The sequence below is a fragment of the Brevibacillus brevis NBRC 100599 genome (genome assembly GCF_000010165.1).
GTDB classification, from domain to species: domain Bacteria; phylum Bacillota; class Bacilli; order Brevibacillales; family Brevibacillaceae; genus Brevibacillus; species Brevibacillus brevis_D.
The window spans coordinates 3546216-3564477 of sequence record NC_012491.1 but is presented as its reverse complement, the minus strand read 5'-3'; the positions used below and the strand labels follow the sequence as shown (position 1 = coordinate 3564477).

The following is an 18262-nucleotide window of genomic DNA, read 5'->3' as shown; positions in this document are numbered from 1 at the left end:
CTGTCGTAACGTTTTGGGCAAAATGTGGTATGATAATCAGGAAGGGGCGTGAATCGGTGAACGATCTGATCAAAACGCAAGAAACAGCCATACTGGTTGGTTGCTATTTAGATAATCGGGATGAAGAAAGAACCCGTCTTTCCATGGAAGAATTGCATGAGCTGGCCGATACTGCTGGTGTAGAAGTACTGGACGTCATCACGCAAAATCGGGACCGGGTTGATTCTGCCTGGTATTTGGGGACAGGAAAAATTGATGAAATCGCGCAGAGGGCTGAAGAGCTGGATGTAGATGTCATCATTTTCAACGATGAGTTGTCTCCGAGCCAGACTCGTAATTTGGATAAAGTATTTGATTGCAAAGTGATTGATCGCACGCAGCTCATTTTGGATATTTTCGCAGGGCGTGCACAATCGCGTGAAGGGAAAATTCAGGTAGAGCTGGCGCAGTACAACTACTTGCTGCCGCGGCTTGCCGGGCAAGGGAAGCAGCTTTCCCGTCTCGGAGGCGGTATCGGTACGCGTGGTCCAGGTGAAACCAAGCTGGAAAGCGATCGTCGCCATATTCGGAAGCGGATCAGTGAACTCAAGCAGCAATTAGAGGATACCGTTCGGACGAGACAATTGCATCGGGAGCGTCGGAAGAAAAACAATGTGTTCCAGATTGCGTTAGTCGGCTATACGAACGCTGGGAAATCGACGATCCTCAACAAGCTTACGAATGCAAACACGTTGCAGGAAGACAAACTGTTTGCCACTTTGGACCCGACGACCAGGCAATTGGAGCTGCCGAGTGGACTGGATGTGCTATTGACGGATACGGTTGGTTTTATTCAAGACTTGCCAACGAGTCTGGTCGCTGCATTCCGTTCGACGCTGGAAGGTGTTAAGGAAGCAGATCTCATCCTGCATGTGGTGGATAGTCATCACCCTGATTTCCAAGTACACATGGAAGTTGTCGACAAGATTTTGCGCGAGCTAAAAGCAGAAGAAATTCCGCATTTAGTCGTTTTCAACAAGGCAGATATGCTTACAGAGGGTTCTTACTTGCCGCGTGCAGACGAATCGATTTTGATTTCTGCCATGCGGGAAGATGACCTGAAGCAACTGCTCACCCGGATTGAGTCATTTGCACTTCAATCTTTCAATGCGATGAAACTGCGCGTTCCCGTCGAACGTGGAGACATTCTCTCCCTTTTGCATCGGGATGGGGTAGAGATGGAACAAGAATTTAATGAAGAGGAAGCGGCCTACTTGATCACCGTCCGCGTGAACAAGGATAATCCGATATACGGCAGGATTGCTCCATTCCTCCTGGATAAACCAGAGACTGTTGAAGAGAGTTGGTAAGTAACAGATGTTTTCATATTTTTCCCATGGAGAAAAGCTTCGTCCTCTTGTACTTGAGGTGGAAGCGACAATCTCAGAGAGACACCGTCAAATTTCCGCTTTGGTGGATACGAATCAACTGAAAGTATTGCGTTCCTTTCAAAAGCATGAAGTCAATGAATTTCATTTTTCAACATCCACAGGCTATGGCTACGATGATTCTGGACGTGCAACGTTAGAATCGATTTACGCCGAAGTGTTTGGTGGAGAAGCCGCTTTGGTGCGCAATCATATCATCTCGGGTACGCATGCGATCGCGATTTCTTTGTTTGGTATTCTTCGTCCGGGCGACGATCTTCTCTATATTACGGGCAAACCGTACGATACGCTGGAAGAAGTAGTAGGTGTGCGCGGCGAAGGGCAGGGCTCACTCAAGGATTACGGCATCGGTTATAGCTACGTGCCTTTGACGCCAGAAGGTGAAATTGATTTTGTTGCAGTCGCACAAGCGATTACACCAAAGACGAAGGTCATCGGGATTCAACGTTCGCGAGGCTATGCAGATCGACCTTCTTTCACCATTGCGAAAATCCAAGAAATGATTCGGGTTGTAAAAGAAATCAAGCCTGATCTGATCGTATTTGTAGACAACTGCTACGGAGAGTTCACGGAGGAGCAAGAGCCATTGCACGTAGGTGCAGATATCATGGCAGGCTCTCTCATCAAAAACCCGGGTGGCGGCTTGGTCAAAACAGGCGGTTATATAGTAGGACGCGAGGATTTGGTTCAGCTTGCTTCGTATCGGATGGCAGCACCTGGAATTGGTGCAGAGGGCGGTGCATCGCTCTACTCGCTACTGGAGATGTACCAAGGCTTCTTCTTGGCTCCACACGTCGTGGGAGAAGCTTTAAAGGGAGCGGTATTCTCTTCAGCAATGCTGGAGCGTTTGGGCTTCAAAACGAATCCGCTGTGGCATGAGCCGCGAACCGACCTGATTCAATCCGTGGAATTCGGCAGTGCTGAACGATTGATCACGTTTTGCCAAGGGATACAAAAAGCAGCACCAGTCGATTCCCACGTCACTCCGTATCCAAGCGAAATGCCTGGATACGCTGATCCTGTGATTATGGCAGCCGGTACGTTTATTCAAGGGGCCAGCATTGAGTTTTCGGCAGATGGTCCGATTCGTCCACCGTACTTGGGCTTCGTTCAAGGCGGTTTGACGTACTCGCACGTAAAAGTGGGAATTTTGACGGCGTTGAATGGGATGCTGGAAAAAGGCTTGCTCGAAATACCGGGTGAATAAGATAAAAACGCAAGGAATGGCGGCATTCTCTGGATGATGGAGGATGTCGTTTTTTTATGTAAGAAAACTGTACATAACTTTTCGTGTAATATTATCTAACATCTATTGACAGAGATTTTGTTATAAAATAGAATAAGACTAAGAAATACGAAACAGGAGGGACAAGTCATGAGTGATGACCTTCGCCGGAATATGGCCCTCTTCCCCATTGGGATCGTCATGAAGCTGACGGATCTCACTGCGAGGCAAATCCGTTATTACGAACAAAACGACCTGATTCAGCCCGCCCGCACAGAAGGGAAGCAGAGGCTCTTTTCTTTCAACGACGTAGATCGTTTGTTGGAAATCAAGGCTCTGATTGAAAAAGGACTGAATATTGCAGGGATCAAGCAAGTCCTGCAAATGCAAGAGCCTGCTATGGAACAAACAGAGATTACTACGACGTCCGAAGAGAAACGCAAGGACATGTCCGACAAAGAGCTGCATCAGCTCCTAAGGCAACAGATTATGTATCGCGATGCCACTCGCCATGGCGAGGGTGCATTGATACGTGGAGAGCTTTCCCGCTTCTTCCACTAGATAGAAAGCCGATATAGAGACTGGAGGAGAGAAATGTGAGCAAGTTTACAAGAGAAGACATCATGCGCATGGCCAAAGAAGAGGACGTAAGGTATATTCGACTGCAGTTTACCGATCTGATGGGGATCATTAAAAACGTAGAAATCCCGCTGTCCCAATTGCCAAAAGCACTCGATGGCAAAATGATGTTTGATGGTTCTTCCATCGAAGGCTTCGTTCGCATCGAGGAATCCGACATGTACCTGGTACCAGATCTGGATACATGGGTAGTATTCCCGTGGGGCAATGAGTTTGGCAAGATTGCACGTCTGATCTGTGATATCCATATGCCAGATGGCTCTCCATTCGAAGGAGACCCGCGCTATATCTTGAAGCGTGCCTTGAAAGAAGCAGAAGAAATGGGCTTCACAGCTTTCAACGTAGGTCCAGAGCCTGAGTTTTTCCTGTTCAAGCTGGATGCAAAAGGTGAGCCTACGCTGGATCTGAATGACCAAGGCGGATACTTCGACTTTGCTCCACTCGACTCCGGTGAAAACTGCCGTCGAGATATCGTTTTGACGCTGGAAAAAATGGGCTTTGAAGTGGAAGCATCTCACCACGAGGTAGCTCCAGGTCAACACGAAATCGACTTCAAGTATGCGAATGCACTCCAAGCAGCTGACCAAATCTTGACGTTCAAACTGGTTGTTAAAACCATCGCGCAAAAACATGGTCTGCATGCGACTTTCATGCCAAAACCGCTGTACGGTGTAGCAGGTTCCGGTATGCACGCGAACCAATCGCTGTTCCGTGGGAAAGAAAATGCTTTCTATGACGAGTCCGATGTAATGGGACTGAGCCAAACAGCCAAGCATTACCTGGCAGGTATTTTGCAGCATGCTCGCAGCTTTACTGCGATCACGAACCCGCTCGTAAACTCTTACAAGCGTTTGGTTCCTGGTTACGAGGCTCCTTGCTACGTAGCTTGGTCTGCGAAAAACCGCTCTCCATTGATCCGTATCCCTGCGTCCAGAGGCTTGAGCACGCGTATTGAAGTACGCAGCCCAGACCCTGCAACGAACCCATACTTGGCGTTGGCAGTTATGCTGAAAGCTGGTTTGGACGGAATCAAAAACAAGCTTACACCACCAGCTGCTATTGATCGCAATATCTACGTGATGACCGAGCAAGACCGCGAAGCAAACGGAATCGAGAACTTGCCTGCTACTTTGAAGGAAGCAATCGAGTGCCTGAAAGCAGATCCGGTAATTTGCGAAGCATTGGGCGAGCATGCATTGGTACACTTTATTGAAGCGAAAGAAATTGAGTGGGATATGTTCCGCACACGCGTTCACGATTGGGAGCGCGAGCAATACATGACTGCTTACTAATAAGCGAAACCCCTTGTGCCTGTAGGTGCGAGGGGTTTTCTATTTGGTGGGCAATTTTGATTTTTTAAGAGGCTTATCATTTTTGCCCACATCGGCACGCCCTACGACTTCTGGCAGACGATTACAAACGGGCTGTATCTGCTCACGCGGTTGCCGATCCGTGATGCGCCTCATCGTTTGAATTGCTCGGAGACAGTGGACCGAATGTTTGCTGCCGCAGGCATTAATTTAACGCCTGATGAGTTGGGGAAAGTAACACCGGGAGATCTGGTTAAATCCAACCATCTCTTAAAAATCGCATAGCTATTTTCATGGGGAGCTGCTAATTGCGGCTCCTTATCTTTTGCCCCCAGGGGGTGGGGTTAGGAGGATGCAGGTATGGACTTTGCAACATGGACACCTTTCATCACGGTAGCAGCCGCAATCAGTGGAATCCTGCTTGGGTGGGCAGGGCGTTCAAGGGCAATATCGCACAGCAGGCGAGCGCTGACGCCCTTCAACGGGCGGATATCGAGTTTATTAAGCGTGGGGTAGATGATATCCGCCTTGATCAGAAGCGCAAGGGAAACGGTTCGACGAACTGAGCGAACGTGTAACTCGCGTGGAAGAGTCTACAAAGCAAGCGCACAAACGGCTTGATCGTCTCGATGACGAGAACTAAATCTTGAAAGGTGGATGTTCAGTATGAAAGAAACGGACCTGTTGGCATTAGCCAACGAATACTTGTTGGATGAAGTATTGATTGTTGTAGTCGCGCTCCTGTTTGTTGGCGTGATTCTAAAGAAAACACCGAAGGTAGCAGACTGGCTGATTCCATGCTTCTAACTGTAAGCGGCGTTGGACTAGCCTGGGGAGTTATGGGAGCCATTAGTGTTCAAGCAACGATTCAGGGTATTCTTGCTGCTGGGATCGCAACACTGGGGCACCAGCTTTGGAAGCAGACATTTGTGAAAAAAAGGAACCGGCACCGCGGGCAGCGTTCACATGCCGACTACGGAGTATGTAGGATCGACCCCAATTAAAACAAGCGCGGAATTCCAGAAATACAATAACTGGGCCGAATCGATTGCCGATCACTCAGCCCTTATCCTGAACGGTACAAGGGACAAACCTACTAGATACCATGGCGTCCTTGGGGCTGATTACAAGATAGCCTGCCAGAAGATCAAAGAAGGCGGGTATGCGACTGATCCGACCTATCCACAGAAACTGATCAACTTGATCGAAACGTATAACCTTCACCAGTATGATGTCGATAAGTCTGGCAACTCTGTGGATAAAGAACAACCAGAATTAAAGCTGGAGGAATGGGAGCGCGAAGCAGGCTTGAAGGCAATTGACAGCCTTGCTGCAAAAGGATTGTTAAACGATCCTGACAAATGGAAACAGAGGCTAATAGACAATCCGAAAGGCGTTCTGGAGGAATTGCCGTGGTTAGTCTTTACGCTACTTGACCGAGCAACAGATAAAATGCTTCTGCAAGGGGTCCGCCAACAAAATGCGGACTAAGCCCCGTTTGATCAAAAAAGGCCGGTATCCTGTACGCTAAGGATTACCGGCTATTCCTGTTATGGCTACTTCATTTGTGTTCCCACAGTGGTTTGATTTAGGGCCGAACGGAGACCATGAACTAAAAACTTTCATCTAATAGGAAAGATTAACCTCTGTCCATTAATGATAAATATTTATGTACAACGGCTTGAGCGAGACAAGTTGATGAATCAACAAAGGAAATATCATTGGATATTTTATCTGTAACAACATTTAAATCTGTACATGCAATGATAGCGGTATCAATCGTTTCAGCTAATTCTGAATAGAATTCATCCCATAATAGAAGGGACTCATCGATTTGACCTTGTTTAATCTTTGCTATTATTTGATTCACGCAGGTTTGCCAACGATCTTGATGTAAAAAATCATAACCTTCTCTCACTAAAGCATCTTGAAATATTCCAGACTGAACCGTTGGATTGGTGGCTAAAAGAGCTACCTTTTTTGAGTTTTTTGGTATTTCTCTTATTGTTTCATCAATCATGTTTAATATGGGAACTGAAACTGAGTTCTTTATTTGGTTAAAATAGATATGTGCCGTATTACATGGGATGGCAATAAAATCAACATCTGTTTTTTCAAGTCTGCGAGCCCCATTAATAATTGCCATTTCCATGTCCGTATGGTTGAGAGGCTTATCAATGTAGAAAGGCGTTGGACATGAATAAATCATCATGTGAGGGAAATCAATGTCATTTATTGCTCCATATATCTTTTGGCACTGGTCTACTACTTTATCTACAAATGGCCCAGTAGATTTTGGACCCATTCCTGCTAATATTCCAATCATAGTTGTACCCCCTAAAATAATGTCACCATCTTCTCTATAACTTTAACATAAGTATCCAATTTCCTTCTATGTGCTTAAGTACATCATGCATAACTGGCCCGACGAGCAGGCAACTCAAATCTTGCGAAGTTGTTGGGAGGCGACGGCTCCTGGCGGTCGGGTGCTCATCATGGACCCAGCTCTCCCTCCTGGAGATACGCCTCATACAAGTAAATTAATGGATGTCCTTTGAATGGCGATCTACGAAGAGGTCGAGAACATACGGAAGAGGAATTCCGCCGATTGCTGGCTGGGGCTGATTTACGGTTTAATCGCGTCATCGATACCGGTTGCTACGTTTCGATCGTAGAAGCTGTGGCCAACTGAGACTCGAATCCAGGAGACTTCCCAAGACGATCAGCCTTTCACAAGGCCCACTTACCATGTTCTCGGCGGGATGTCCTACGAAAAAACTACTGCAAACATTGAATTGTTCTGTACAGAAGCGGAAGCACAGGCTGCAGGATATCGGAAGGCAAAAACGTAGTGGTAAACAACCCGCCTCCACATTAAAAGGAAACGGGTTTTCATTAGTACATGTCTAGCTAAACATATAGATGAGTTTTAAGTTACTTGCGTGTTCCCGTTTTGTTCGCATATAATACAAACAAACGTTCTTGTTTCTTCGGGGTGGTTACTTTGGCCTTGTCTGACATCGAGCGGAAGGTATTAAGAGTGATCGGCAACTATTCGGCAGGACGAAGAAGGACGCCAACTGCAGATGAACTATGCATCAAGACAGGTCGTGATAGAGGCGGAATCATGACAATACTCGATGCTCTCACGAAAGAGGAATACATTGAGTGGCATAGGTCTGAGCCCGATCAGATGGAAGTGTTCGAAACTTGGGAAAGGAACGGTGTATTGAAATGGCCTCTAAGATAGAAAATCCATTTTCGATGCGTTTTTTGCTACCAGATCAACGGACACTACTTGTAGGATGTGGGGAAAAGTTGAGTGGATAGATACGAATATTAGAAAGGTAAAGCTGCTTACAGATGAAGATGTTCAATGGATACCAATGGATACCAATGGATACCAATGGATACGATTATCGATGTTAGGAGCTAGGAGGTTCAATAGATGGCAAAGTCAACCACACCAAAAAGACCGACTCGGGATGAATTTGAATTAGAAGAATTGGGAAATCAGCTCGTTGAAGCAAAAGACGATGGCGACGAAAGAGCGCTAACTGTTTGGGGATTCCCTGAAAAAATCCGAGGGCGGATCATAGTTCTTGATTCGCGTACAAGGCTGGTTCATGTGGAGGAAAACGAAACAATACGGATAATCCCCTTTCTGGACATCATGAAGGTGAGTTACGAGTAATTACCAGAGTGTCAAAATGCGGAATTGGACGAAGAGCGGCATGCTGCGATCACCAGTATTTGTTGATTTCATTCTCACTGCTTAGAGCTGGTATACCAAGCTGCCATTCGGCTATGATTGTACTAAGAGGTGATAGTATGTGCGGACGTTTTACGCTGGTGACAAACTTGGAGCTGTGGAATGCAAGGTTTCAAATCGAGGTTATACCTTTTGATATGCAGCCACGATATAACATTGCACCAGGCCTTTCGCCGCTTGTTTGAGAGGAAACGATGCATTGTACCAGCAGATGGATTTTATGAATGGGAGCAGCGTGAATCGGGGAAACAAGCGATGCGGATCATGATGAAGACGGGAGAACCGTTTGCTTTTGCTGGCCTATTTGATACCTGGACGAGTCCAGAAGGTAATAAGCTCCACACCTGTATAATCATCACCACTAAGCCAAATCAGGTGGTCAAGGACATCCACAATCGCATGCCTGTGATATTGGAACAAGAGGACGAATCGATGTGGCTTGATCGCGAAAAGTTCAATGCTGACTGATTACAATCGCTACTTGTACCATATGATCATGAACAGATGATAGCCTACCCTGTATCAGCAATGGTTGGAAGTCCAAAAAACGACATGCCAGAATGTATTCAAGAAATAGCTAACCCGTCCCTGTTTTGAGGAGACGGGTTTTTGCTGTGAAATGTTTATTCGTATCCGGAAATTGCGGGTACACGAATCGTAACCAGCGATTTGCTACTTCTGATTATCTTCAGGAAGTAGCCAGATACCTGAATGTTTCATCTAATGTGATTTACACGATGTACGGGAAGGTACAATACCAGCGTCTCAACTCAGATCAATAAGTTCTCGAAAAACTGAAATTCGTTTTCAGCGCAGTAAGTTATATGCTTAGATGGAAGCGGGAGGAGTTCGCGATTCAGTTAACACACAAGCATGAGAGAAAAGGTCATTTATTATAAAGCATAGTGCACCCAGGAGCTTGGATTGCCCCCTGGGTGCACTTGGGGTTTTAAAAATTTGTGGGTGCGGCTGTGAAAATCATTTCACCAACAAACGCACCCACAAATCACCCATAAATCTTCTGCATATGGTCTTCAAATTTTCTCATGTTGTCGCTTTCGATTTTTTTAGAAATGTGGGCATACACATCTGCGGTAATTTGCATGCTGCCATGACCTAGACGCTCTTGGATGTATTTCATATCCGCTCCAGTTTCCATGAGCAAGACTGCGTGAGTATGACGTAGTGAGTGGATAGGCATTGAGGGGATGCTTACTTTCTTTAGCGTTCGTGAAAAGGCGTTAAACAATGAAGACTTCGGTATGAAATTACCATCTTTTCTACACAAAACGAGATTTAGATCATGATGGTAGAGTTCGTCGAATCCTAATTTGTTTTTGTTTTGGTAGGATAAGTGATGTTTGAGATCATTGATTAGTGATTGGCTAATTTTGATCGTCCTATTGGAGTTAAACGTCTTAGTATCACCAAAAAGCTCGGTTTTGTTCTTTGCTCCGAAATCGAGAGTCTTATTAATGCTAATCGTATATTTTTTAAAGTCTATGTCTGGCCACTGTAAAGCAGCTGCTTCACCTTTTCGCATACCAGTTTCAATTAAATATCCAGTAGATGTAATCATATTAAAGGGTTGCCTGTAAAAAACGAGGTATGTCACTTGATTCCATGAACGTAATTCCATCATTTTTTGACTGACCTTTGATTGTAACTCCTAAGCATGGATTTTTCTCAATTTTAGCTAATGTGACTGCTTTCTCCATAGCATTAAACATTGTGGTATGGACGATCTCGATGGATCGTTTACTATAGTTTTTATCAGTAAGTTGATTTAAAAATTTTTGATACATTATTGGCTTTACGTCTTGAAGCATGATGTTATCAAAATAGGGAAGAAAGTGTTTCTGAATATTCCTTTGATGCAGTAGATAAGTGTTTTTACGGATAGTGTCTTTTTTGTACTCATCCAGCCAAATCTGAAGAAAGCTCTTTAGTGGTATGTCACTCTGTTCATGAAACTCTAGTAGCCCTATCGAGTCACGTTTAGAAAAGGAAAGAGACCTGGGTCCATAGGTGGTTCCTACATTAGGCCAGCCCCGTAATCGGGCTTCAGACTGATGATAAGTATATATTGGTTTGTTACATTTTATGGGTAAGAAAATTTAGCCTGAGGGAGAGTAAGCATGTGAAAACTGTATGGCGAATCAGTATTTATCTCATCGTTTTTGTTGTCGTAGTAGGAGGTGCAGGCACTCTCGGGTTCGTCAATACAATGAATGAGGTAATGTCGGTTTACGATAAAGCCGCACCTGCATTGACGAATGTGCAGGTACCGAAATATGACGCAAACAAACCGACAGTGGCAGTGTTACTGGCGAATGAATCAACAGAAGTGTTCGATTTTCTCGTCCCATACGAGATGTTTGCGATGACGGAAGCTTACAATGTATACGGCGTTGCACCCGATCGTGAAATAAAATCACTAACCGGCGGACTCGATGTCGTTCCGCATTATTCGTTTGACGAAATGGATGCGATGCTCGGCAAAAGCCCGGACATTATCGTCATACCGTTTATGCCGATTCTAGATGAGAAAAAATATACGCCTGTCCGCGAATGGATTCAGAAGCACGCAAGCGACAAGACTTTATTGCTTTCCATTTGCAATGGGGCAGAAAACCTGGCTGATACTGGCTTACTTAACGGCAAATCTGCCGCAACGCACTGGGGAGACATCGACCGACTCATTAAACAATATCCGAAAGTCCAGTGGGTGAAAGATCTGCGCTACGTCCCACAAGGCAATATCATATCTTCTGCGGGTCTGACATCGGGAATTGACGCTACACTATATGTCATCTCACAGCAGTTGGGTGAGGAGGCGGCGGAGAAAGTAGCGGTAGAGATGAACTATCCATCTTACGATTACGTGAAAAAACCGCAAATGGAACCGTTCACTGCCGGGCTCAGCGATATAACGTTCATACTTAACAACGCTTATCAATGGAACAAAGTAAAAGCGGGCGTTCTGCTGTATAACGGCGTTGATGAACTAGATTTGTCCGCCGCATTCGATACGTACGCTGCTTCTGGCACGACATCGACGTTGACTGTTTCCGGTGCAAATGAACCGATCGTAACGAAGCATGGCCTGAACTTAGTCGCGCGCTATCAGATAAAAAACGTGCCGAAACTAGCGAAAATGATTGTCGTCGGTGCCGATGCCGAATCAGCCGCCGCCAAAGATATAAATCAATGGAACGAAAGCGGCAACAGCGCGGAATTACTGTACTTACATCGCGAAGCAATGGATCGGTTTGCAATGGATCCTGCATTCGAGGATTTGGCCAAGCAGGAGGATATTGGGACGGCGAAATTTGCTGCAAAGCGGCTCGAATATCGCGCCACCGATCATCTGAAGCTAGAAGGTAGAACCTTCTCTTTTGAAGCGTTTGGCGTACCAATTTTGCTCGGCATCCTATCCTTGATCGTTGCTTTTTTCATCGATCAGCGCTTCTTCCGCAGGAAAAAAGATATAAGCGCATCAAGGTAGTGACATTCTATCCGACTTGAAGGTGGCCGATCAGGGGTGCTGGCTGAAAGAATAGACTGTTTTCTAAGCCTCTCCATCTTTCCGATGAAAAAATGATTTATACTGGTGTTGTTGATCTAGTGATTTCTTAACCATAACTGCTCGTTAGTTGGATAACTTGCCGTCAGATTTTTGCATGGAGCAACAACCATTTCAACTAATGCGGAAGCCCTCCCTTGGACAATCTGGGGGGGCTTTTAGACACTGTCGTAGGGTCTCGTCGAATTCCAGTTCAATGTCTCGATGCTTCTGACCTTGCTGAACGGCAATCTGCTTCACTATGGTCTGTATTAAAGTCTTCTGTGATGGGCGACATCACAGTCATGTTCGTCTAAATTTTTGAAATTGAATAATAGGTGGATTAATGAATCTTTGGAGGCTCAGACTTCATCGTATCGTTAAGTTGGGTCACAAAAACACCTTCGTTCGGGCCAGGGTTATTTCGAAACATTTTCGCTTCTTCGACCAGAACTTCGTCTGTATCCGTACCAAGTATCTTTATCGTTGCATCAATGAATGACGCAAGTGGCATTGCACGCGGTTCATCGTTGTTGCTTTGAACCCATGGTGGCACAATTTCTATTACTTTTACCGATGTGTCTTTAAGCAGATATCTTTGGGACAGCGTATAGGTATGAAGAGCTGCCTTCGTCGCGGAGTATACAGCAGTTGCCGCTAACGGAACAAATCCAAGTATCGAAGTCGTGTTGATGACCACGGCTTCTTCTTTGGACTTCAAATGGTCGATTAATGCAGAAGTCAACCGAATCGGACCTAACAAGTTTGTGGCGACTGTCGAAACCAAAATATCCTCATCAATCACGCCCGCCGCGTCATCGGGTTGAATGATGCCTGCGTTGTTAATCAAGACATTCAAATCCGGGAATTCTTCGATTAACTGCTTGGCAGCCCCTTCTATACTGGCAGGGTCTTGTACATTCAATTCCATTGCGGACATGCCGGGATTCGCTTTGATTGTCTCCTCCAAACGCTCTTTACTTCGACCAGAGATAATAACTTTATTTCCAAGATGGTGGAGTGCTTCTGCTAACGCACGTCCAATTCCCGAACCACCACCTGTAATGAAAATCGTGTTTCCTGTAAGTTTCATAATTATACCTCCTCTTAATTTGAACATATGTTGAATTACCAAAATATGTTTTATATAGTGAATGTATCAGTGTGATAAATGGGGTTCAATGGTTAAAACAAGCTCGGTTGTTGATTTTTCAACAGAGGGCTTTGAAGTGATCATTTTTTGGATGGGATAAAGGAGAGAAGGATTTGGCCAGGCGTATTCAAAAATCGAGACAAGCGATTATAGATGCTTTTATGAGGCTGATGTCAGAAAAGGAATTCGAGAGCATAACGATCAATCAAATTGCGGTAGAAGCAAATGTCAATCGAGGAACAGTGTATTTGCATTTCGATGACAAGTACGATCTGCGCGAGCAATGTATAGCAGCTCAAATTAACCAGTTACTTCGACATTGTATGTCTGGAGATCACCTAGTTCATCTCCCTTCCAAAACCGCATTACTTCACACTTTTGAATATTTGGAGCAACATGCTTCTTTCTACTCCATAATGCTGAAAAGTAAGGGAAGCACAGTATTTCGAAATCAAATGGAGACCATGTTCGGGGAAAGTCTGAGTGAATATCTGGATTCAATCAATCTCGATAAGGAAATGGACAGGGACATTACGGTACAATTTTTAACTTCAGCAACAGTGGGTATATTGGAATGGTGGATTATCCGTTCGATGCCATATCCCCCATCGGTCATGGTTGAACAATTTTGGAATTTGCTGAACCGAGGTGTCGAAGGACACGAACATCTTTCCCTTGGAAGTCGCTAATTTGGCGGCTTCTTTTGTATTAATGAAGGCTTGCAGATTAGAAGAGTTTTCTTAGGTTAGATAGGGGGAGGGGGGATAATTGAGAGTATAAAAAACATCTTGAACCTCGTATGAATGTGCGCAGCTTAAGATGGGATCTTTGATTATAATAAATGCACGTCTAATCTTACTTAGTCATTGACTGTTAGAGCTTGTCGTTGCGGATGCCAATGTCTTTATGCCAATAAGTGGATTATATATTACGTACATTGAACTAATGGGTACGTTAGTTCAATGAAAAAGAGTCAGTCTAGGACTTTATTTTCGTGTCCTGGACTGACTCTGACTCTTTTAAAAAGGGTTGTAGAAAACTAATTGTACGAAGGCAGCGGATTTAGCAATGAAAAAACTGATTAGATCAACAACGCCAGTCTAAAACTTATATCTCTGTACACTTATTAATCCTTCAAGCCTCCTTATATGAACTACCACTTTATAGCGTCAATGTTTTAGTATAGAGTCTTTAACATAATCTTAAGTATATAGGTTAAAAGCACGCGCTGAGACGCTCACTGAAAAGCCAGCCTTTCGCCGCTTGTTTGAGAGGAAACGATGCATTGTACCAGCAGATGGATTTTATGAGTTTATGTGGACAAAATTTGCACCATTGATTTTGGGCGTCGAGGGTTACTAGTGTAGCTATCACCTATCGAAAAGGATATTATATCAAAAAAATTGATTTAATTATTGCATCTTATTGGTGATCGTGCATATAATAAATGCATCAAAAAAAATTGATGAATGAGGTTGTAATCGATGAACGATATCAAGCACAAATTGGAGCAATATGAGAAGAAATTCAAAGCTCTCTCCGATCAGAAGCGCCTTGAAATTATGTATGAGCTTTGTCAAAGAGGCAAAACATGCGTATGCGACCTGACAGAGGTTTTTGACATGCCTCAATCTAAGTTATCGTATCATCTCAAGATATTATTGGATGCCAACCTAATTATCAAAGAGACAAAAGGTACCTGGAGTTACTACGATTTGAATGATGATGAAGTGAACCACCTCTTATCGGATGAGCTTTGTTGTATCTTCAGGAAAACAGGCAAAGGCAGCTGCTGCTAATTTTTTTAGACCTTATATCAATTTTTTTTGATTAATAGTTTTTAAATTAAAGGAGGAATCTTAAATGAAGTATGTACATGTTGGCGTTAACGTTACCAATCTGGAGAAATCTATTGAGTTCTATCAAAAGGTTTTTGGGGTTAACCCCGTAAAGGTAAAGCCTGATTATGCTAAGTTCTTGCTTGAAACCCCAGGATTAAACTTTACATTGAATGTTCGGGACGCTGTAAGCGGAAATCAAGTTAATCACTTCGGATTCCAGGTTGAAAGTGCAAATGAAATCCTGACTCATAAGGAAAGACTAGAAAAAGAAGGCTTTTTCGCTCGTGACGAAATGGATACGACATGTTGTTATGCTGTGCAGGATAAATTTTGGGTTACTGATCCAGACGGTAATGAGTGGGAATTTTTCTACACAAAGTCTGACAGTGACGTTCATAAAATCGAGTCCACATCCTGCTGCGTAGATTCAAAAACAGAAGCAACCAATTCTTGCTGCTAAGATAAAGTGGGAGGCTCAATGAAACAACTATCATTTTTAGATCGCTTCTTGACCCTTTGGATCTTCCTTGCTATGGCAGTAGGGACTATGATCGGAACTTTCTTTCCTGCTTTCACCAATGGATTAAATAGCTTACAAATTGGTACAACATCCATACCGATTGCTATAGGTTTAATCCTGATGATGTACCCTCCTTTAGCTAAAGTTCGATATGAAGAAATGGGGCGTGTATTTAAAGACAGTAAGGTTCTTTTGCTATCCCTTATTCAGAACTGGGTTATAGGCCCGGTTTTGATGTTTTTATTAGCCATCATTTTCTTGCCAGATAAACCAGAATATATGGTGGGGCTGATCATGATTGGATTGGCACGTTGTATCGCCATGGTGATTGTGTGGAATGACCTCGCAAAAGGTGATGCAGAATATGCTGCCGGACTTGTGGCTTTCAATTCTTTGTTTCAGATGCTTTTCTTTTCAGTATATGCTTATGTCTTTGTCACCGTAATCCCGGAATGGCTTGGTATGCAGGGTGCAGTCATTAGTATCACGATGGCGGAAGTGGCAAAATCGGTGTTTATATATCTAGGTATTCCTTTTCTTGCCGGGATGCTGACGCGCTTTACTTTTGTAAAAGTTAAAGGCAGACATTGGTATGAGAAAGTGTTCATCCCAAAAATTAGCCCCATGACTCTGATTGCCTTACTCTTTACCATCATTGTCATGTTCTCAATACAAGGAGAAAACATCGTAAACGTTCCACTTGATGTTGTTCGCATCGCCATTCCACTTCTCATCTATTTCATCCTCATGTTCTTTATCTCTTTCTACATGGGGAAAAAAATTGGCGCAAATTATCCCGTTACTACGACGCTTGCTTTCACAGCAGGTAGTAATAACTTTGAATTAGCTATCGCTGTGGCAGTCGGAGTGTTTGGGATTCATTCAGGTGCCGCCTTTGCAGCCGTCATCGGCCCTCTTGTGGAAGTACCTGTGATGATTGCATTAGTTAATGTAGCTTTATGGTTCAAGCGCAAATATTTTAGTAGCACATTTCCTGATTGAAGCTAAAAGGTGTGTACATCATGGAAAACAAAAAAACGATTTACTTTTTATGTACAGGAAATTCTTGCCGAAGCCAAATGGCGGAAGCATGGGGAAAAAAATACTTAGGTAACGCCTGGAATGTTTTTTCTGCTGGGATTGAAGCCCATGGTGTGAATCCAAATGCCGTTCGAGCAATGAAAGAAGTTGGCATAGACATTTCCGATCAAACATCAGATGTCATTGACTCGGATATTTTAAACAAGGCTGATCTGATCGTGACACTATGCAGCCATGCCGATTCCGTTTGTCCAACCACTCCTACTCATGTAAACCGTGTCCATTGGGGATTTGACGATCCTGCGGGAAAAGAATGGCCTGAGTTTCAACGAGTTCGTGACGAGATCGGTGCCCGTATAAAGAAATTCGCGGAAACAGGGGAGTAAATTTTTCCGCTAGCGAGCTGTATCCATCTAATGTCCGAGGAAAAGTCCCCTTTTTGACGAAAGGGGATTTTCTCTACACACCGACTCTTATTTTCTGTACTTTTGATCATATACATCTTCCTCTGCATCCAACCAGAAGTGATATGATTCACCTACAACAATCGCTTCTTTCATAGTGTCCTCAGAGTTATTAGCTGTAGCGTTATTATATGAATTTTCCATGATAATCACTTCCTTGCAACAAGATATTCTTAGTGTATGCCTCTCTGTATGCTCTTTCAACAGCGATATGCATCGATATTGTATAATAGTGGACTAAAAAGCTAATCTTCAACGGGTTCATCAAGCTCGAGCAACAAATTGTCAATACGCTGTACTGTACACATGTGTCGTTCAACTTCTCGTTCCCATCCATTTTCTTTCGCTTCAGCTATTAGTTCGATCTCCCGTTTTCTTCTATCACGCAAACGTGGCGCATAATCTTTTGTTGTTACGAATTTCGCACATGATAAGTAAAGATCACATTCACATGGGCCTTCTTGTGGAAGGCGTAAACAGTGCCCAAGCTCCAATTCTGATTTGAAAAAATTCTTCTTAATCCAGTCAATTTCTTCATTTCTTACTGTCCCCGAACGTAATGCAGTTGCAAGAGGCCCCGCAATGGTAGCCCCAGGGCCAAGAACCTTTTGAGAAAGGCGCAGACCTCGTCTTACAAATAATCGTTTAGCAACTTTGCCGATTTGGTTATCCGTAAAACCTCGTACACTACCTACTTGACTTTGCAAATCACGAATGGCTTCCGCAGTTTCTTCGTTTAGAGGGATGATTCGCTCACTTCGTGGGAATTCCCGTTATGGTTCACAGTAGCACCATTGGAGGTTGTCTTACAAATCGATGTGTAGAGGAGGAGGGGGGCAAAGTAATACATTCTACAAGAAGATCGTTTCTAGCCACAGATAGAGTTGGATATGGATTTCTATCAAACACAAGATGAAATGGGTTAGGCTTCAAACTACCTTTACAATCTAGTACCTTATCTTACATCGTATCCTTTGCGATAGGATAGGTTCCACTATTTTCAGACGAATTGGTTAGCGATTGGAAACCATTGAGGATACTCTTCATCTGTTTTTAAATTCATTGCTTACAATGCCAGTGTGAGAAAGGAAATCCCCGAATCTCGAGGACCGATATGTTTGCTTACTTCAAAGCCGCTTAGACTTATCCAGGTCCCAGATTGATTCGCTTCATAATTCTCAGGTAGGCTAGCCTTTGTAACGCTCTTTTCTAGCGTATTTTTTCCAAACAAGTAAAAATGAATTCCTTTTTAGGTTTGTACCCGAGGGAAGAGAATATCTTGCGAAAGCTTCCTGCATGAAAACT

General features: G+C 43.9%; 21 protein-coding genes and 2 pseudogenes. 17 read left to right on the top strand and 6 right to left on the bottom strand.

What is annotated here, in order from left to right:
* The first annotated feature begins 56 nt into the window (after positions 1-56).
* The 7 genes and pseudogenes from hflX to BBR47_RS29785 all read left to right on the top strand — a co-directional run.
* Complete coding sequence (gene hflX / locus BBR47_RS16875; RefSeq protein WP_015891643.1) at positions 57-1349, top strand: GTPase HflX; 1293 nt, start codon at positions 57-59, stop codon at positions 1347-1349.
* Positions 1350-1356: 7 nt separating this feature from the next.
* Positions 1357-2634, top strand: coding sequence for an aminotransferase class I/II-fold pyridoxal phosphate-dependent enzyme (locus tag BBR47_RS16870; RefSeq protein ID WP_015891642.1), 1278 nt, complete (start codon positions 1357-1359; stop codon positions 2632-2634).
* 168 nt (positions 2635-2802) lie between these two features.
* Positions 2803-3213 carry a MerR family transcriptional regulator gene (locus BBR47_RS16865; protein WP_015891641.1) on the top strand — a complete coding sequence of 137 codons (411 nt, stop codon included), beginning with the start codon at positions 2803-2805 and terminating at the stop codon, positions 3211-3213.
* A 35-nt stretch (positions 3214-3248) separates the two neighbouring features.
* A complete protein-coding gene (glnA, locus tag BBR47_RS16860) occupies positions 3249-4583 on the top strand; it encodes a type I glutamate--ammonia ligase (protein ID WP_015891640.1) in 1335 nt (444 codons plus the stop codon).
* Positions 4584-4909: 326 nt separating this feature from the next.
* The gene (locus BBR47_RS16855; protein ID WP_015891637.1) at positions 4910-5167 is read left to right on the top strand and encodes a hypothetical protein; all 258 of its coding nucleotides are present in this window, start codon (positions 4910-4912) and stop codon (positions 5165-5167) included.
* A gap of 100 nt (positions 5168-5267) precedes the next feature.
* Entirely contained in the window at positions 5268-5408 is a 141-nt protein-coding gene (locus BBR47_RS31620; protein WP_015891636.1) for a hypothetical protein, read from the top strand.
* Between the two features lie 129 nt (positions 5409-5537).
* Positions 5538-6092: pseudogene (locus BBR47_RS29785) on the top strand (glycoside hydrolase family 73 protein); the annotation flags it as partial.
* A 148-nt stretch (positions 6093-6240) separates the two neighbouring features.
* Here BBR47_RS29785 and BBR47_RS16840 read toward each other — a convergent pair.
* Positions 6241-6927 carry an aspartate/glutamate racemase family protein gene (locus tag BBR47_RS16840; protein ID WP_015891634.1) on the bottom strand — a complete coding sequence of 229 codons (687 nt, stop codon included), beginning with the start codon at positions 6925-6927 and terminating at the stop codon, positions 6241-6243.
* Positions 6928-6997: 70 nt separating this feature from the next.
* Here BBR47_RS16840 and BBR47_RS32005 point away from each other — a divergent pair, with 70 nt between their 5' ends.
* From BBR47_RS32005 to BBR47_RS16825, 3 genes are all read left to right on the top strand, one after another.
* The gene (locus tag BBR47_RS32005; protein ID WP_419761078.1) at positions 6998-7159 is read left to right on the top strand and encodes a methyltransferase; all 162 of its coding nucleotides are present in this window, start codon (positions 6998-7000) and stop codon (positions 7157-7159) included.
* 890 nt (positions 7160-8049) lie between these two features.
* A complete protein-coding gene (locus BBR47_RS16830; RefSeq protein ID WP_015891631.1) occupies positions 8050-8295 on the top strand; it encodes a YolD-like family protein in 246 nt (81 codons plus the stop codon).
* A 180-nt stretch (positions 8296-8475) separates the two neighbouring features.
* A complete protein-coding gene (locus tag BBR47_RS16825) occupies positions 8476-8841 on the top strand; it encodes an SOS response-associated peptidase (RefSeq protein ID WP_015891630.1) in 366 nt (121 codons plus the stop codon).
* 538 nt (positions 8842-9379) lie between these two features.
* On the opposite strand, the gene BBR47_RS31910 is transcribed toward BBR47_RS16825, so the two are convergent.
* Together BBR47_RS31910 and BBR47_RS31905 are read right to left on the bottom strand one after the other, a co-directional pair.
* Positions 9380-10015 carry a site-specific integrase gene (locus BBR47_RS31910; protein WP_015891629.1) on the bottom strand — a complete coding sequence of 212 codons (636 nt, stop codon included), beginning with the start codon at positions 10013-10015 and terminating at the stop codon, positions 9380-9382.
* On the bottom strand, positions 9954-10274 hold the full coding sequence (locus tag BBR47_RS31905) for an integrase (RefSeq protein ID WP_331383455.1): 321 nt from the start codon (positions 10272-10274) through the stop codon (positions 9954-9956). Before BBR47_RS31905 ends, BBR47_RS31910 begins: the two co-directional genes overlap by 62 nt.
* A 239-nt stretch (positions 10275-10513) precedes the next feature.
* Between BBR47_RS31905 and BBR47_RS16815 the strand changes: the two genes are divergently transcribed.
* The gene (locus tag BBR47_RS16815; RefSeq protein ID WP_015891627.1) at positions 10514-11881 is read left to right on the top strand and encodes a DJ-1/PfpI family protein; all 1368 of its coding nucleotides are present in this window, start codon (positions 10514-10516) and stop codon (positions 11879-11881) included.
* A gap of 400 nt (positions 11882-12281) precedes the next feature.
* On the opposite strand, the gene BBR47_RS16810 is transcribed toward BBR47_RS16815, so the two are convergent.
* Complete coding sequence (locus BBR47_RS16810; RefSeq protein ID WP_015891626.1) at positions 12282-13031, bottom strand: SDR family oxidoreductase; 750 nt, start codon at positions 13029-13031, stop codon at positions 12282-12284.
* 173 nt (positions 13032-13204) lie between these two features.
* Here BBR47_RS16810 and BBR47_RS16805 point away from each other — a divergent pair, with 173 nt between their 5' ends.
* The 6 genes and pseudogenes from BBR47_RS16805 (at position 13205) to arsC (ending at position 16879) form a co-directional block, all read left to right on the top strand.
* Positions 13205-13780: a TetR/AcrR family transcriptional regulator gene (locus BBR47_RS16805; protein ID WP_015891625.1), complete on the top strand. Its 576-nt coding sequence runs from the start codon at positions 13205-13207 to the stop codon at positions 13778-13780.
* A gap of 526 nt (positions 13781-14306) precedes the next feature.
* Positions 14307-14408, top strand: a pseudogene (locus BBR47_RS30940) (SOS response-associated peptidase family protein); the annotation flags it as partial.
* 167 nt (positions 14409-14575) lie between these two features.
* Positions 14576-14890 carry an arsenical resistance operon transcriptional regulator ArsR gene (gene arsR / locus BBR47_RS16800; protein ID WP_015891624.1) on the top strand — a complete coding sequence of 105 codons (315 nt, stop codon included), beginning with the start codon at positions 14576-14578 and terminating at the stop codon, positions 14888-14890.
* Between the two features lie 64 nt (positions 14891-14954).
* Complete coding sequence (locus tag BBR47_RS16795) at positions 14955-15392, top strand: ArsI/CadI family heavy metal resistance metalloenzyme (RefSeq protein WP_015891623.1); 438 nt, start codon at positions 14955-14957, stop codon at positions 15390-15392.
* A gap of 18 nt (positions 15393-15410) precedes the next feature.
* On the top strand, positions 15411-16454 hold the full coding sequence (gene arsB / locus BBR47_RS16790) for an ACR3 family arsenite efflux transporter (protein WP_015891622.1): 1044 nt from the start codon (positions 15411-15413) through the stop codon (positions 16452-16454).
* A gap of 20 nt (positions 16455-16474) precedes the next feature.
* Positions 16475-16879 carry an arsenate reductase (thioredoxin) gene (gene arsC / locus BBR47_RS16785; RefSeq protein ID WP_015891621.1) on the top strand — a complete coding sequence of 135 codons (405 nt, stop codon included), beginning with the start codon at positions 16475-16477 and terminating at the stop codon, positions 16877-16879.
* Between the two features lie 87 nt (positions 16880-16966).
* Here arsC and BBR47_RS31815 read toward each other — a convergent pair whose 3' ends face one another.
* Both BBR47_RS31815 and BBR47_RS16780 read right to left on the bottom strand, forming a co-directional pair.
* The gene (locus BBR47_RS31815) at positions 16967-17101 is read right to left on the bottom strand and encodes a hypothetical protein (protein ID WP_269446202.1); all 135 of its coding nucleotides are present in this window, start codon (positions 17099-17101) and stop codon (positions 16967-16969) included.
* 101 nt (positions 17102-17202) lie between these two features.
* The gene (locus tag BBR47_RS16780) at positions 17203-17664 is read right to left on the bottom strand and encodes a hypothetical protein (RefSeq protein ID WP_015891620.1); all 462 of its coding nucleotides are present in this window, start codon (positions 17662-17664) and stop codon (positions 17203-17205) included.
* Positions 17665-18262: the final 598 nt, after the last annotated feature.

Coding starts and splice junctions, on each gene's coding strand:
- BBR47_RS16870 (WP_015891642.1), top strand. CDS start 1,357: ATGTTTTCATATTTTTCCCATGGAGAAAAGCTTCGTCCTCTTGTACTT.
- BBR47_RS16865 (WP_015891641.1), top strand. CDS start 2,803: ATGAGTGATGACCTTCGCCGGAATATGGCCCTCTTCCCCATTGGGATC.
- BBR47_RS31620 (WP_015891636.1), top strand. CDS start 5,268: ATGAAAGAAACGGACCTGTTGGCATTAGCCAACGAATACTTGTTGGAT.
- BBR47_RS16840 (WP_015891634.1), bottom strand. CDS start 6,927: ATGATTGGAATATTAGCAGGAATGGGTCCAAAATCTACTGGGCCATTT.
- BBR47_RS16830 (WP_015891631.1), top strand. CDS start 8,050: ATGGCAAAGTCAACCACACCAAAAAGACCGACTCGGGATGAATTTGAA.
- BBR47_RS16825 (WP_015891630.1), top strand. CDS start 8,476: ATGCAAGGTTTCAAATCGAGGTTATACCTTTTGATATGCAGCCACGAT.
- BBR47_RS31910 (WP_015891629.1), bottom strand. CDS start 10,015: ATGATGGAATTACGTTCATGGAATCAAGTGACATACCTCGTTTTTTAC.
- BBR47_RS16810 (WP_015891626.1), bottom strand. CDS start 13,031: ATGAAACTTACAGGAAACACGATTTTCATTACAGGTGGTGGTTCGGGA.
- arsR (WP_015891624.1), top strand. CDS start 14,576: ATGAACGATATCAAGCACAAATTGGAGCAATATGAGAAGAAATTCAAA.
- BBR47_RS16795 (WP_015891623.1), top strand. CDS start 14,955: ATGAAGTATGTACATGTTGGCGTTAACGTTACCAATCTGGAGAAATCT.
- arsB (WP_015891622.1), top strand. CDS start 15,411: ATGAAACAACTATCATTTTTAGATCGCTTCTTGACCCTTTGGATCTTC.
- arsC (WP_015891621.1), top strand. CDS start 16,475: ATGGAAAACAAAAAAACGATTTACTTTTTATGTACAGGAAATTCTTGC.
- BBR47_RS31815 (WP_269446202.1), bottom strand. CDS start 17,101: ATGGAAAATTCATATAATAACGCTACAGCTAATAACTCTGAGGACACT.